16 protein-coding genes and 1 tRNA gene are annotated in these 14,457 nt (G+C 46.3%); 11 read left to right on the top strand and 6 right to left on the bottom strand.

What is annotated here, in order from left to right; translation table 11 throughout:
- Positions 1-254: 254 nt before the first annotated feature.
- Positions 255-980: a hypothetical protein gene (locus QT994_RS22960; RefSeq protein ID WP_006631881.1), complete on the bottom strand. Its 726-nt coding sequence runs from the start codon at positions 978-980 to the stop codon at positions 255-257.
- An 85-nt stretch (positions 981-1,065) separates the two neighbouring features.
- Positions 1,066-1,242 (bottom strand): hypothetical protein, encoded by a 177-nt coding sequence (locus QT994_RS22955; protein ID WP_333050680.1) that lies wholly within the window; start codon positions 1,240-1,242, stop codon positions 1,066-1,068.
- Positions 1,243-1,488: 246 nt separating this feature from the next.
- On the opposite strand from QT994_RS22955, the gene QT994_RS22950 reads away from it, so the two are divergent.
- The 8 genes from QT994_RS22950 to QT994_RS22915 all read left to right on the top strand — a co-directional run bounded on the left by QT994_RS22950 (position 1,489) and on the right by QT994_RS22915 (position 7,817).
- On the top strand, positions 1,489-2,040 hold the full coding sequence (locus QT994_RS22950) for a GNAT family N-acetyltransferase (protein ID WP_242725747.1): 552 nt from the start codon (positions 1,489-1,491) through the stop codon (positions 2,038-2,040).
- Positions 2,025-2,255, top strand: coding sequence for a hypothetical protein (locus QT994_RS22945; protein WP_333178576.1), 231 nt, complete (start codon positions 2,025-2,027; stop codon positions 2,253-2,255). Before QT994_RS22950 ends, QT994_RS22945 begins: the two co-directional genes overlap by 16 nt.
- A gap of 272 nt (positions 2,256-2,527) precedes the next feature.
- Positions 2,528-2,601, top strand: a tRNA-Pro gene (locus tag QT994_RS22940).
- Positions 2,602-2,753: 152 nt separating this feature from the next.
- Positions 2,754-3,614: a Tic22 family protein gene (locus tag QT994_RS22935; RefSeq protein ID WP_333178573.1), complete on the top strand. Its 861-nt coding sequence runs from the start codon at positions 2,754-2,756 to the stop codon at positions 3,612-3,614.
- 148 nt (positions 3,615-3,762) lie between these two features.
- Positions 3,763-4,743 carry a HemK/PrmC family methyltransferase gene (locus QT994_RS22930; RefSeq protein WP_333178570.1) on the top strand — a complete coding sequence of 327 codons (981 nt, stop codon included), beginning with the start codon at positions 3,763-3,765 and terminating at the stop codon, positions 4,741-4,743.
- Between the two features lie 99 nt (positions 4,744-4,842).
- Entirely contained in the window at positions 4,843-6,201 is a 1,359-nt protein-coding gene (locus tag QT994_RS22925) for a YcxB family protein (protein WP_333178582.1), read from the top strand.
- A gap of 61 nt (positions 6,202-6,262) precedes the next feature.
- Positions 6,263-6,856, top strand: a complete 594-nt coding sequence (locus tag QT994_RS22920; protein WP_333178568.1) for an L-threonylcarbamoyladenylate synthase — start codon at positions 6,263-6,265, stop codon at positions 6,854-6,856.
- A gap of 25 nt (positions 6,857-6,881) precedes the next feature.
- Positions 6,882-7,817: a HAMP domain-containing sensor histidine kinase gene (locus QT994_RS22915; protein ID WP_333049298.1), complete on the top strand. Its 936-nt coding sequence runs from the start codon at positions 6,882-6,884 to the stop codon at positions 7,815-7,817.
- Between the two features lie 192 nt (positions 7,818-8,009).
- Here QT994_RS22915 and QT994_RS22910 read toward each other — a convergent pair whose 3' ends face one another.
- Positions 8,010-8,498: a GNAT family N-acetyltransferase gene (locus QT994_RS22910; RefSeq protein ID WP_333178565.1), complete on the bottom strand. Its 489-nt coding sequence runs from the start codon at positions 8,496-8,498 to the stop codon at positions 8,010-8,012.
- 506 nt (positions 8,499-9,004) lie between these two features.
- On the bottom strand, positions 9,005-9,988 hold the full coding sequence (gene hemB / locus QT994_RS22905) for a porphobilinogen synthase (RefSeq protein ID WP_333049296.1): 984 nt from the start codon (positions 9,986-9,988) through the stop codon (positions 9,005-9,007).
- Positions 9,989-10,291: 303 nt separating this feature from the next.
- Here hemB and QT994_RS22900 point away from each other — a divergent pair, with 303 nt between their 5' ends.
- The 3 genes from QT994_RS22900 (at position 10,292) to QT994_RS22890 (ending at position 12,164) form a co-directional block, all read left to right on the top strand.
- The gene (locus QT994_RS22900) at positions 10,292-11,278 is read left to right on the top strand and encodes a DUF1517 domain-containing protein (protein WP_333178562.1); all 987 of its coding nucleotides are present in this window, start codon (positions 10,292-10,294) and stop codon (positions 11,276-11,278) included.
- The gene (locus QT994_RS22895) at positions 11,278-11,442 is read left to right on the top strand and encodes a hypothetical protein (protein WP_333178559.1); all 165 of its coding nucleotides are present in this window, start codon (positions 11,278-11,280) and stop codon (positions 11,440-11,442) included. Before QT994_RS22900 ends, QT994_RS22895 begins: the two co-directional genes overlap by 1 nt.
- A 167-nt stretch (positions 11,443-11,609) precedes the next feature.
- Positions 11,610-12,164, top strand: coding sequence for a cyclic nucleotide-binding domain-containing protein (locus QT994_RS22890; RefSeq protein ID WP_333178555.1), 555 nt, complete (start codon positions 11,610-11,612; stop codon positions 12,162-12,164).
- Positions 12,165-12,390: 226 nt separating this feature from the next.
- On the opposite strand, the gene QT994_RS22885 is transcribed toward QT994_RS22890, so the two are convergent.
- Entirely contained in the window at positions 12,391-12,837 is a 447-nt protein-coding gene (locus QT994_RS22885; RefSeq protein ID WP_333049291.1) for a hypothetical protein, read from the bottom strand.
- A gap of 445 nt (positions 12,838-13,282) precedes the next feature.
- Positions 13,283-14,053 (bottom strand): hypothetical protein, encoded by a 771-nt coding sequence (locus tag QT994_RS22880; RefSeq protein WP_333049289.1) that lies wholly within the window; start codon positions 14,051-14,053, stop codon positions 13,283-13,285.
- Positions 14,054-14,457 lie beyond the last annotated feature (404 nt).

Genomic DNA, 14,457 nt, shown 5'->3' with positions numbered 1-14,457 from the left:
TACCATTCTTTCAGAGGGGTCTAAGGGCTATGTCCTTCATTCTATCAATGTTTTGACTCTTGTTGTCACCCCGTCAGCTTAAAAAGCTTGGCAACATCGTTTGGGCGTGTCCCATGTTTATGAAAACCGCTATCTACACTCATTTGTACGAACAATTTTGCCGAGCTTTTTATCCTATCTCACTGGAAAACTTCTGCAAACTAATGTCTACTTAGAGAAATCTAGTTATTTAGGGATCGGATCGGCCGATCGCCCTAAAATCGCTCGCCCAGCAGTCTTTGTCGCACCCCCTCAGCGATTTTCTGCCCCAAATACTCGGGAATTAAACTTTCATTGGGCCCCAACAAGTAGAGAATTAGGCGAGTTCGCCCCCGCCAAACCAGCAAATTAGCATTTACGACCAACAAATCCTCTTGCCAGATGGCATACATAACTTTGTAAAAAAGTCCAGGTTGATTATCTGCTTCAATCAGTAAAGCTGGCAAGTGGAAAACCGGATCGACGTAGAATTCAGTTGCCACATCTTCCAAACCCGCGTCTAAATTAAATTCCACCGCCAACATCTCTTCAACCTCAAAATGCCCTGCTAAGGCCTCTCGAACGGCTCTACAGACGTTTTCTGCTGTTTTATCTGCCAGTACCTTGCCACCGCGAGATACGACCAATTTGATAAATACCAGCATGGGCGGGTAAATTTGACCGTACAGACTCAGACTGTGAATCGTGAGTCCGTAGGCCGCGAGCACTCCAAAAATATCGCTCAATAGAAAAGACTGGTTCCGGTAAGCAAAATGCAGGGCACTTTTGTTACCTTCGGCTCGGATTTCGATGACTGCTTGCCGAGTTTTGTAAAGCTGGTAAGCTAATTTGAGGTTTTGCAACTGGATTTCGCTGCTGACAAATTGCTCATAAAACTGCGGAAACGCTCGGTTAAAGCGCTTGAGAAGTTCTAGTGTAGATGGTTTTAAACCCGAAGCCATAATTGAGGAGAAGGTGCGGGAGATATACTAGGTATTGACTCTTCCATGCCTTATGGCAATGGGATTTTCGATTCGACGATTCGACTTAAATTGTGCCCGTCTCCTCACTAAAAGCAAAAGTCAAATCTGTCTGAGAACTTATCACGAGAATGTCACCGTTGCGCCATTCCAATGGTATTTCCCGCCAAGGGTATAAGTTCCGGCGCGATCGGCGGCACTCAAAAGAAGCATTTCCCAAAATGCCTCGGTCCTGGTTCGGCAACAAATTTTACCTTAAAAGCGGGTTGTCCGGGCACTGGCTAGCAGAACAGTTCTACCAAACTTGACAGAATCAAAAAAGCGCAGACTCAATGTTGGACGACAAATCGCTGTTTTCGGCGTAAGATGAGTGTACCGTAAACTGTTCCTCAAGAGGCTACCGGCAATTGATCCTACGCCTATGGGAGTGGGTTTATCTGTCGGGTTCTCTTTCTCGTCGTCCAACTTCTACTACCTTAACCGCGCCTGCATGGGTTTTTGGAAAAACTTATTTAGTAGTTCTGAGTCTGCCTCTGTACCCCAAACAGCGGATTTTGAGGAAGATGTGGCTGTTGGGTTAGGCGATCCGCTTTCCCCAACGTTTCGCAAGCCCGCCAGCGGCAACGCTCGCATCTTTTTCAGTTGCGATCGGGACATTGACCTCTACGAACTCGAAGAACTTTGTAATGCAGTGGGTTGGTCCCGCCGTCCCCTGCGTAAAGTCAAAAAAGCTATTGTGCACAGCTTCCTAGTCGTCTCTATGTGGGAGATGCGGGGCAGCCAGCGACGGCTGGTGGGTTTCGCCAGAGCGACTTCAGACCATGCTTTTAATGCCACGCTTTGGGATGTGGTAGTTCATCCCGACTACCAGGGCAAAGGCATGGGCAAGGCACTGATGAAATACATCATTAAAAAACTCCGCAGTGAAGATATCAGCAACATTACCTTATTTGCTGACCCTCAAGTGGTGGATTTTTACCGCAATTTGGGCTTTATGTCCGATCCAGAGGGGATTAAAGGTATGTTTTGGTATCCAGATTAGCGAGCGAGGTGCAGGTCGGCGTTGATTTGTTGAGGATATACAATACAATATTGACGCTGACAACACTGAATGCACCTGTGCGCTGTGGTCAGTTAGGCTGGGATGTATCTCGGCATCAGGGCCGTTATGAAGCTGTGCAAGTATTGTCAGTCGATTTGAGATTTGAGACTGCGGCGAGACGATCGGCACTCAGTCGAGCCGTCAAGTCGCCCTGAGTCGAAGAAACTATTTGAGATTTGAGATTTATTCCACACATGAATCTATCTGGGAGCTTGAACTAGGGCGTTGCCCTGAGCTTGTCGAAGGGTCTAAAATTGTGAGCCGATCACGATAGGAGTCAGAGGCTGGTATCGGTTTTTGGGTGGGGTCACACCGCACAACCTGAAAAAAACTTCGCCCTAGCTGCATCGAGAGCTAAATATTTAATAAAGCTTGACAAGCAAGCGGTTTTGTGTGTTAATGGTTAGAGGTTAGCTAACGATAACACCGGGATGTAGCGCAGCTTGGTAGCGCGCCTGCTTTGGGAGCAGGATGTCGCAGGTTCAAATCCTGTCATCCCGATCGCACAATGTTAAATAATAGATTGAATCAGAACTGTCTCTAATGTTTACATTTCGTCAAAATGAAAACAAATTGAGGCAGTTTTTGCTGATCGTGTTAAGTCGCCAGTCTTTGCGTTAATGTGTTTCAGGATCGCTCCTGATGGAAAAAACATGAAATCATTAGTTCGTTTGGGCGCAATATTGGGAATTGTCGGCAGCACTCTGCTGGGCCCCTCCCTAATTGGCAAGATGTCTGCACTGGCACTGCCGGAGCCGCAAATTTTGGAAAAATTGCGGTCAGTGCCAGTATTTACGATTACAGACGCTCAGGGTGCGCCCCTGATCGCTTCTGTTCCCAAGCAGGGTCAGGGTCAAACTGGCAATGCTTCCGTGGCGGGAATTTTCATCAGCCAGAAAGATGCTCAAGCTTTTGTGGATCAACTGAAAACCAGAAATCCTCAGTTGGCGGCCTCGGTGCGCGTGATGCCGGTGTCGCTGGGGGAAATTTATCAGATCACTCAAGCAAATAAAGGCAAGCCGGAGGAGGTGCAATTTGCTTTCGTTCCGGCTCCGGTGCAGGTGCAGTCGGCTAAAACTGTACTTCAGCAGACTGGTCAACAAGTTAACGAGTTCAACGGTGTACCTCTGTTTTTGGCCAGAGGCGGCCCGGAAAATGGTTATTTGACGATTCAGCGGGGTCAGCAAGAGGTGATTCCCTTGTTTTTTAACAAGGAGGATTTGCAGGGAATGGTCGATCGTTTTAAGCAGCAGCAGCCCAACGTGACAGCCACAATTAAGATTGAGGTGGTGAACTTGGAGAGCGTTTTGGAAGCTTTGCGTACTGAGAACGACCCGTTTTTGACCCAAATGATTTTGATTCCGTCGCGGGAGTCGCTAGAATTTGTGCGATCGCTCCAACCTGCCGGTGCGGGCCAAAATCCACAGGTTGCTCCGGCTCCAGCTCGGCCGGCTCCAGCTCCGGCTCCAGCTCGGCCGGCTCCAGCTCCGGCTCCAGCTCGACAGAATCGCTAATAGTTAGCCAGCAGTCATCAGTCATTAGTCATCAGTTATCAGTCATTAATTAGTAGGTTGGGTTTCTCGACTCAACCTACTAATTAATGAATTAGCAATTAGCAATTAACAATTAGGAATTAGCAATTAGCAATTATTACAAAGCCTTATGTTTGTTTCGGGTTTAGAGCTTTGGGAATGGGCGAATCAAGCTAAAACCGAGGCGATCGCCTCTGACATTCCCCTAGCAGAAATTGACTGGCTGCTGCAAGAGCTGGCCGGTTTGGATAGGTTGGCTCTGCGTTTGGAGTCGTTTAAAGATTTGCCAAAAATTGAATTAAAGTTGTCTTTATCTGAGCTTGCTCAATTGTGGCAGGGGCGCTTGCAGGAACGGGTGCCGGTGCAGTATTTAACGGGAGTTGCACATTGGCGGCATTTTTCGCTCAAAGTAACGCCGGCGGTGCTAATTCCGCGTCCTGAAACGGAATTGCTGATCGATTTGGCTGTAGAAGCTGTTAAAAGCCGTTTAGAAGCAGAAAATATCAATCAAAAATTTACCCCCCCCAACCCCCCCTTACTAAGGGGGAGAGAAGACTTAAACTTCTCCGAGCTTCGGGGGGGAGAATTTGCCAAATCGCATTGGGTGGATTTGGGGACGGGCAGCGGGGCGATCGCGATCGGCTTGGCTTCTGCGTTGACAAATGCTAGGGTTTATGCGGTAGATTGCAGTTCGGAAGCTTTGGCAGTTGCTCGACTGAATGGTGAGAATTTGGGTTTTGGATCGCGAATTAATTTTTATCAAGGTTTGTGGTGGGAACCGCTAACCTTTCTTAAAGGTCGCGTTAGCGGCATGGTCTCTAACCCCCCTTACATCCCCAGCAGCACGGTACTGACCCTACAACCGGAGGTTTTGAAGCACGAACCTCATCTGGCCTTAGACGGCGGCTTTGACGGGTTAGATTGCATCCGGCATTTGGTAGAAACGGCTCCCGATTATTTAGAATCCGGGGGAGTTTGGTTGGTGGAGATGATGGCGGGACAAGCTGAGGCGGTAGCTGATATGCTGCAAAGTCACGGGAGTTACGGTGAAGTTCAGATATTTTCTGATTTAGCAGGAATCGATCGGTTTGCCTTAGCCTACCGTCTTTAGGGAGCAAGGCTAGCAAAGAGACAATTTCTCGACTGTGCATACTTGCTGGATTTTGAGAAATTATAGGCGTTCCTGAATCAAAGTAGGATTTTGCCTGTAGTGGTAATTCAAAGTGCTTACCCCGTCAGAGGTGGGGCAACCACGGAGGGGCTGCCGCTACAAAAACCCTACCCAAATTCATTAACGCCAGATTATAGTTGGGGTAAAAATTTCGCTCGCACTCAGCACCCAAGAGGTATCACTGTGAAGTTGGAATACCAGTTTACTTTCAAAGAATATTTAGAAGCTAGTAGAATTTTCCCGAAATTAGGTCCTCTCGATACAGTCAAGTTGTGGAGTCTTCCTGTCGTTCTTGTGGGGTGGGGAATTGTCAATATTATCGCTGGCCAACATCCCCTATGGGGTTATTTCATTCTAGGTTTTGGCATCTGCTACCTCCCTATTGTGAAGTTCCTAGAGTGGCGCAATATCAGCTCCTTCAGTCGGTTTTTCTTTTGGTATATGCTTGTATTTCCGACGATAAAATTTGGCATCGAACCGGGAATTTCAGTGGGGCCTTTTTTGTTAATAGGGGCAATTTTACAACTTCTTCATTGGCTATTTCAATTTTTAGGACTCCTGTTACTCTCTCCCTGGAGACAGAGAACTAATATTTGGCACGAACTTATTACTCTAACAATGACTGAATCGGGACTGGAGTTAGAAACTGGAAAGGTTAGCCTCATACTCAAATGGCTATTTTACTCGCACTGGTTAGAGACAAAAAGTTTGTTCGTTATCTATCGTGAGGAGTGTTACAATATACCGCATTTTTTCCCAAAAAAACCATTTAATCGAGAGCAGCTTCAAACGTTTAGAGAATTGCTATACAGCAATATTCCGCCATTTCCTCACGTTGTTGATATGAAAACAAGCCAGTGTGAGTTCCAACTGAATTTTAACGATCTCAGAGAAGCTACTGAGGGGGATACAGAACACACCTCAAAATCTCTCAAGAGAAAATTGGTTGAAATTGAATTATTAATAGGAGTCTACTTTTTGGTGATGGCAATTATATTTGAAGAAATCTCCTTGTTAGTGATGGGCGTTGTTTTTGTAGCCCTGCTAGTCTTATTGGGTAAAATTGTAGATATTTTTTTGTTGAACCCCCGCGACATAAACATAGAGATGCCGATGAGCGTCATGCAGATGGACTGGGGGGAACCTACGACTGTGGAAGTGATAGGAGATGGGCTGGCACTTAAAACTCCGATTTGGGAAGGAAGCTTTAAATGGGAAGCTTTTAAAGTCTTTATTGAAACCAATAATTTATTATTAATTTATCCTTTACAGTCTCTCTATCCTGTGTCAAAAAGAGCGTACTTTATAGTTCCCAAGTGTGCATTCAGCGGCGAAGAGGAATTGTCGGCTTTCAAAAAACTGCTACAAAACAAGATCGGGAAAAGCCGCTATAATTAGTTCAAGAAAATGCAGGCGCAATTCCTCAATCTAAAATCTAAAATCTAAAATCTAAAATCGAATGACTCAAGTTTCGATCGACTCCTTGATTCAAGGGGCAATTTCAGGAGATTATATTGTCAGCTTTCCCACAGATACTGTACCCGCTTTGGCTGCGCGGCCCGATCGCTCGGAGTTGATTTTTGCAGCTAAACGTCGCAGTCAAGACAAACCGCTGATTTTGATGGCAGGATCGGCGAGGGCCTTGTGGCCCTACGTGCAGGGAAGTCCAGCAGAGTTAAACTTGTGGCAGCAAGTGGCCGAATCCTATTGGCCGGGGGCGTTAACTTTGGTGCTGCCGGCTTCGGCAAAAGTCCCGGCGGCCATGAATTCGATCGACCCTACTACAATCGGAGTACGAGTGCCTGACTTTCCTCTTGCCCTAAAGATTCTAGAGCAGACAGGCCCTTTGGCTACTACCAGTGCCAATTTATCCGGCCAACCGCCTCTGGAGTCGGTGGCAGAAATTGAGGCTCAGTTTCCCGAAGTCTTGACATTAGTGCCTTCTGAATTAGCAACAGCGGCAACAGCTTCGAGTTTGCCTTCCACTGTGGCTAAATGGACGGGCAGCGATTGGGAAATATTGCGACAAGGCGCGATCGAGTTAGAATGCTAAAAGCTAAACTCCAAGGCAAAGCAATATGGCGCCGATCGGCTGGAGCGACTTTATATATTTAGGTATGGGACTGGGGCTGGGTTTGGGAAGCAGTTTGATTTGGCGCCCGCGGCAAAAAAGCTCGCAACAGCCCGAACCTGCACCCAAAGTGCCGCCACCTCCTCAAGAAATTCACTTAGAGAAGTTTGATGCCCTTTCCGAGCAACTTAAGCAAACTCAATTGGCTTATCAGATGGCATCGGAGATGAGCCAATTTAAGGCGGGTTTTTTGGCTCGAACTTCTCACGAGTTGCGATCGCCCCTGAGCACTATGATTGGTACGCTGCAATTAATTCTCTCGGATTTGTGCGACGATCCTGCTGAGGAACGAGAGTTTGTCGAGCAAGCTCACGTCGCGGCACTCAAGCTGGTGAAATTAATAGATGAAATTATCTCTGTTGCTAAAACTGAACACGGCACTGACAGGATGGATATTGAGCCGATTCAGTTAGCTAAGGTTTTTGACGAGGTTGATGATTTAACTTACTTGCAAGCTGCTAATCGCGGCATTCGTTTGGAGATATTGCCGCCAGATCCGGGGATTTATGTATTGGCAGATTTGCCGAGATTTAGGCAAGTTTTAGTTTATTTGGTAGATACTGCTGTTGCTCAGATGGAGGAGGGGAGTATTTCTGTGTCTGCCCATGCTTCGCCGGAATCTGGATGCGTTCACATTTGGGTGGACGATCAGCGTTCAGTGAGTGCTTGGAGCGAGTCTTGGGATTTGCTGAAGCACGATTTGGAGTGTGATGCTACTAAAAGCAGCGATAATTCTCAGGTGTCTTCTGGAATGAGGTTATTGATGAATCAGACTCTTTTAAGTTTGATGAGCGGAAAGTTGGAGGTTCTGGCTGTGCCTTCTGAGTCCGAAGAGTGCAATTTTAACCGAACTCAGTGTTCTATTCCTTTGGCAACTTGGTGATGAAGGAAGTTCGCCAACGGATTTGGTAACGGATGTAATAGAGGTCGGGAAGAGGGCAACGACTTTAACAGATTTAACGGAGGTCGGGAAGAGGGAAGAGAGAAGAGGAAAGATGGAAATTATTAATAGGGAGTAAGGTGCGCCCTTACGCACCCTACATATTATAGATTTTGATGCCAATCTGCTGATTATTTAACAATTAGCAGTTAGCAATTCGCCGTTGCTAATCTCTAATTCGAGATTCTCTTCTAGAAGCTGATTTTCAAGTACCATTGTGGTACTAGCGTTTTTCTGAAAACCGATGCGCTCGTAGAAGCTTTGTTTGTAAGTTGTCATCAGGTAAACTCGCTCTACTCGGCACATCCGAGGGTGACTCAAGACGGTTTGCACTAATTTACGGCCGAGTCCTGCACCTTGGTAATCCGGGTGAATGGCGACATCCCAGATGGTGGCTCGATAGATGCCATCTGAGGTGGCTCTGGCAAAGCCGATCGCCCGTGAGCCGTCCCAAACTGTAACAACTGGTTCGCTGTTGGCGATCGCAATTTCCCAATCTTCTATCTTGCGTTCCCTCGCCCAAAAGGCGGCGGCTTTAAATAGTTCTTGGATCTGTACGATGTCTGCGCGATCGCTACCTATACAAAATTGAATGTGACTGGAATCCCTAGTCGTTGATGTCATGCTCAATCTGCCTTCAAGTTGTATCTAAACTGTGTTACTTTTACGGTCTTAGCGGGTATAGTTAATTTTGCTTGGGAACAATCAATCAATGATTGAATTCCCGATTTACAAAACTATTTTTATTCATACATATTTTCTAACTAATTTCGGTGATTATTAATACTTTTTTGTCTTAAATTTGTAAAAAAGTCTTGGACTCACAATTCCTACCTCCTAAGTCATACCTTTTTAGATTTTAGATTTTAGATGGGGAATGACTGATTTTGTAGGTTTTGGAGTTGGTCTACAGAGAAACCGAGTTTTTTCATAACACTACTTCGTTACAGCCCACCGAAACGCTAAAAACCCGGTTTCGGGGCGTCGTTTATCGGTAAGTGTAAGCGATAGAGAGTGTGTTACCTAATTGCTCAAAAATCATCTATCGAGAGAGGGATTGACTCCACGAAAACAGCCGAAGATTTTGCTGTGGAGTCAATTCTTTAATCTCTAATCTCTAATCGAGTGAATCAGTTTTGCAACCAGCGGGCGGCGTCTTTGGCGTGATAAGTCAAAATTAAATCACAACCAGCACGCTTGAATCCTGTCAAAGTTTCCATCACTACTCTTTCTTCATCTATCCAACCGTTGAGGGCGGCGGCTTTCACCATCGCATATTCCCCAGAAACGTTGTAAGCAGCAACCGGCAGGTTAGTTGCTTCCTTCACGCGCCAGATGATATCCATATAAGCTAAAGCGGGTTTAACCATGAGCATATCTGCGCCTTCGGCAATGTCGAGAGCAATTTCTTTAAGAGCTTCGCGACCGTTTCCGGGGTCCATTTGATAGGTGCGCCGATCGCCAAATTGCGGAGCAGAATCGGCCGCATCCCGGAACGGGCCATAATAAGCTGAGGCGTATTTTGCCGCGTAAGACATGATGGGAATATCTTCAAATCCAGCACTGTCCAATCCTTCGCGAATTGCTCCGACAAAACCGTCCATCATTCCCGAAGGTGCGATAATATCTGCACCAGCTTTAGCTTGAGCAACTGCGGTTTTCTTCAGCAATTCTAGTGTGGGATCGTTCAAGACGCGGCCGCTTAAATCTCCGACTTCCAAATAGCCGCAGTGACCGTGACTGGTATATTCGCACAGACAAGTATCGACCATGACGATTAAATCTGGTACGGCTTTTTTAACTGCTTCCGTCGCTTGTTGGACGATGCCACAGTCGTGCCAAGCACCTGTAGCATCTGTGTCTTTATCTGCGGGAATGCCGAATAAAATAATAGCGGGAATCCCGAGGTCGTAGACTTCTTTTGCTTCTTCTACTATTTTGTCTACCGATAGCTGGTAAACTCCGGGCATCGATGTGACTTCTTTAGCAAAAGCTTCCCCCGGTACGGCAAATAGGGGGTAAATTAAATCGCTGGTTGTCAAGATATTTTCCCGTACCATCCGGCGGAGTTGGGGATGGTTGCGGAGGCGGCGGGGGCGGTGAGTTGGAAACATAATGTTTTTTTTACGGTAGATAAAGCCCTGTTTTTGAGGACTCGTGGCGCTTCTTTAAAAGTCTAGAGCTTATTGTTGGCCGATCGCCCTGTACTTAAGTAAAGTTCTGTGAAAGCCTGGATGTCCATTGTTGGTAGTCAGGAATGCCAGTCGTTTCTCGCCCTTGCCGTTCCCAGACTCAGCCCTAACGCTGCTTGTGAGATCGGTTAGTACGGATATCTCGCTGGCTTCACACCTGTAACCAGGCTGCCCAGAAGCGAGAATAGATTGTAAATTATAAATGTATCGAATAGTAACGGTCTTATGTACAAGCAACTAATTTCTTCAAAGATCAAACCGCTTTTGAAATCACTATTTGCGATCGGTCTGGTACTGACGCTAGCCCTCGGTAACGCTGACGGAGCTCTGGCAGCCCGCAGCGGAGGACGCATCGGCGGCGGATCTTTTAGAGCTCCGGCGCGCAGTTACTCATCTCCTAGTCGCACTTACGCGCCGTCGGGAGGAGGCTACTATCCGGGCGGTGGCTTTGGAGGTGGCTTCGGTTTCCCGTTCTTGCTGCCGTTTTTTGGCTTTGGGGGCGGGTTTGGTGGCCTGTTCTCGATTTTGATTTTTATTTCGATCGCTAATTTCCTCGTGCAAAGCTTCCGCCGCGCCGGGGGATCAAATGACGAACTCGGCAACAGCGCCCCCACTACCACTGTATCTGTCGCCCGCTTGCAAGTTGGTTTGCTAGCAGAGGCCCGCGGTTTGCAAGCCGAACTCGACTCTCTAGCGCGCAAAGCGGATACCGATACAGCGGCCGGTCGCGCTCAAGTCGTGCAAGAATCTACTCTGGCGCTGCTGCGGCATCCTGAATACTGGGTTTACGCGGGCGCTGAATCTGTGCAAACTCGCTTGGAAGCAGCGGAAGCTAAGTTTAATCAATTGTCTTTGGCAGAACGCAGTAAATTTACTGAAGAAACGCTCTCGAATTATAACAATCAGCTCCGGCAAGCAGGGAGCAGCAATGTCCTGCCCGGTTTGCAGGAAGATGGTGCGCTGGTTGCTTCTGATTTGAATTCAGATCCCGGGGAATTTATTGTAGTGACGGTGATTGTCGGTACTCAAGGTAAATTGCAATTGCCAGCAGTGAAAAACTCTGAAGATTTGCGCCAAGCTTTGCGTCAGATTGGGGGAGTATCGAGCGAGCAGTTGCTGGCGGTTGAGGTGCTGTGGACTCCTCAAGCCAACGGGGACACTCTGACTGCTGACGATATGTTGGCGGGCTATCCTGATTTACGATCGATTTAGTGAGCAAGACTGGGCGCGGAGCATGGTTTCCCGCGCCCGATCCCGTCTCACAAGCTGTGTGGACGAACCCGATTGCTTTTGAGACAGGCATTTGGCGGGATTTGGTGGAGGCTGAGCGAGTTAAAAAAGATGGTTCCACGAATGCTAGTATTGAAAGATTATGATTCAGCGTGATTCATCTGCTATGGGCAAAGCCTGCCCGATAGGGGTTTTGCCAAGAAGTGAGGCAGGATAAAAAAAACTGTATTGAGCGAGGACTGCTTCGGAAGAAGAGGCGACCCCGCGCGATCTAAATTTTATATAAAGAAGAAGCGATCGAGAGCTAAAACTTATGGCCGACAGCAGCAGAAAAAAAGCACTTTTTATTTTGAGCCAGTTAAATAATGACGATATCAACTGGATCGTCCAAAAAGGCAAAAAGGAAGTTCTAGATCCCGGCGGGATTTTGATCCATGAAGGGAGACAGATAGATGCGCTCTACATTGTTTTGAATGGGAGTTTGAGCGTTTTAATCGAGGCTGAGGGGACTAGACAACTCGCTAAAATAGCCACTGGAGAACTGGTGGGAGAAGTCTCTTTCATTGATGCTCGCCCTCCTTTGGCAACGGTGAAGGCGATCGAAGAAACTCACTTGCTGGCAATTCCGAGGCGGCAGTTAGTAATCAAACTTCAAAACGATATGGGCTTTGCTTCCCGGTTTTATTATGGAATTTCATTGTGTCTGGCAGACAGGATGCGCGGTACGATCAGACATATAGAATACGGTCGCAATATTGAATTAGATCAACCAGAATTTGAACGAGAGGATATCAATCCTAACGTCCTGGAAAATTTGGCTCTAGCTGAGGCTAAGTTTAATTGGCTGAGGGAAAATGTTAAAGCTTGACGAATTTTAAGGCGTTTTTAAGCTGGGTGTGAAAACTTGCCGCTTGATACGGTAATTGAGAGAGATATACGATGTAACCTCTCAACTCAAAAAACAGATGTGAAAACAAAATAGGGGTGGGTTGTACCGGAAATATCGATCGATAACTGCCGGAACTATAAAAACCCGCCCCTGTGCTTTGCCGTTGCAACCTCACGCGCCCAAATGCAACTACCAACCACACAATCTAGATAATTCCCGGCCCTTTGCCGCGGGTGTCTGCTTCCGTGGTCAGTTTTCCTTCCTCGCCTTTTTTATCTTTGACTTCGGCGAGAATTCGAGCGCGTTCTTGGGCTTCGGCTTCTTCTTTTGCTCTCAAATCGCCCGGTTCGTTGATGTACATTTCCGGTTCGATCGCGTAATTGTTAACTAGACCTTCTTTGTCTACTGTATAACCATCTGTAGTGTGAATGCTTTCGTCATCGGTTTGGTCATCAGTTTTTGCACTTTTCTGCTTCCCTTCGGTGGTGGTGTGCATGAAGTTAGCGCCTTCGCGGTCTTGGCGCGCTGCTGTCTCCGCAGGAGTAATGCCCCGGTCGTAGTGGGGGGCTTCCATATTGGCTTCGATTTGTTCGTCGGCCGGTGTTGATTTGCTAACTTCTTCTTTGGGGGGTATTGGTTGGCGATTAGTCATGATTTATTCCTGGGTTATCTTTTCAAAAAGGTCTTTGGCTTATGTTTAAATATTAAGTGTAAGCTAACTCATTAACAAACTATCTTTGGTTATAGTTTGCGAGAAGTTGCGGTTATAGCAGATATTGAAGGAAGAAGCAAGAAAGAATAAGGTTTTAGTTATCTAGGATAGAAGGAAAAAGCAATCTTGCACAAGGGTTTCAGCATTAAGAACGTCCTAACCGTCAGGGCGCTTACTATATTAAAAATACATTTATTGAGTCTTCCTCAAGACTGATAAAATTTCCTCTTCCTTAAGGATTTTAGGAATTGCAACGATTGGACATCTATCTAAAGGTAGATAATAGGAAATTGCAACTTGAGAATTGGTAATGGGGAGAAGGACTAATGACTAATCACTAATGACTAATGGCTCATCACTAATGACTAATCACTAATGACTTCTTTTATGCTTCTTTATAGAAGCGGATGATTTCGCGGACGTGGTTGAGAAATTGTCCGTCATCGGTGAGTTGGGCGATCGCACTTTCTGCATCTCTTCTCAGTTTAGTGTGTTCTGCCTGATTTGTCGCTTGCAAAGATTGTAGAGATGCGGATAAAGTAGTTACTTCTCTTCTGATAGCTTCCCGTTCGCGATTTTGGACAGCCACCCACGAATTCGGATTGTCTGAACTTAATTGATTGCTCAAATCTCTAACTGTAGATTCTAATTCTGCAAAGCGGGTGCGGAGTTCGACAATATCTTCGCGGGGGTACAAAAATTGGCTGCGGATAGTTGTCAGCCGCTGGGCTAAATATTGATAACCTCGGATAGCTGGACGCATTACAGTTAACAGCAGTGCAGCAGCAGAACTGAGATAGCCAACAGCACTAATTCCGGTGGCGGCTAGGGCGTAAAGTGCGATCGCGCTAAACAGGTGAAGTGCGATCGCCACAAAGAGCGATCGGCTAACTAATACAGTAACGTATTTGACTTGTTCCTGATCGACAGCAATGTTTTTTTTAGTAGATTCTGCAGCTTGCGCTAAAACTTCTTTAGCTTCAAAATGGATATTCCAGGGAACTGTAACTATCAGCAACAGCCATTCAAAAATAGCAATGGCAATTACCCAATCAATAAGACTGCCAGCGGAGACGTGCAGCCATTGCAGAATGGCAAAAACTAACAATAAAAATATGGCCGTACCCGCACCGAAACCTGCAAAAGTATAATACATAAAGATCGCCTTGGTGGAATGTTGTTTTGATTGTGAGTAACTTGTTTCGCTATGGAGGAATAAAGTGTGACAGTTAAGTGAGCGTCCTATTTATCCCGGTTCATTAGTTATGAGTAAAAGTCCAGGGCCAGGGTTGCGACCAATCTGTTTTTTCCCACAAATACTTGCTATACCTCAATCCTGGAAGGTAGTTGAGATTTGGGGTAGGTTGTTTAGGTATGGATTCATAAAGTGTGACAGTTAAGAAATCGTCCTATGGAACCCAGTTTATTAGTGATTAATAATACTCCAGGAGACAAGGGTTTCCAGACGCCTGGTTTGTTCCAGGAACGTACACGGGCTTGAACCCATCCATAAGAGTTAATTAAATGAAACGGTTTGCTGGTTTGGGAGTACGTAACTCC

The organism is Microcoleus sp. S13_B4 (genome assembly GCF_036700885.1).
Classification (GTDB): Bacteria; Cyanobacteriota; Cyanobacteriia; order Cyanobacteriales; family Microcoleaceae; genus Microcoleus.
The sequence above is the reverse complement of the archived record's forward strand: the minus strand, read 5'-3'. Positions and strand labels throughout refer to the sequence as shown.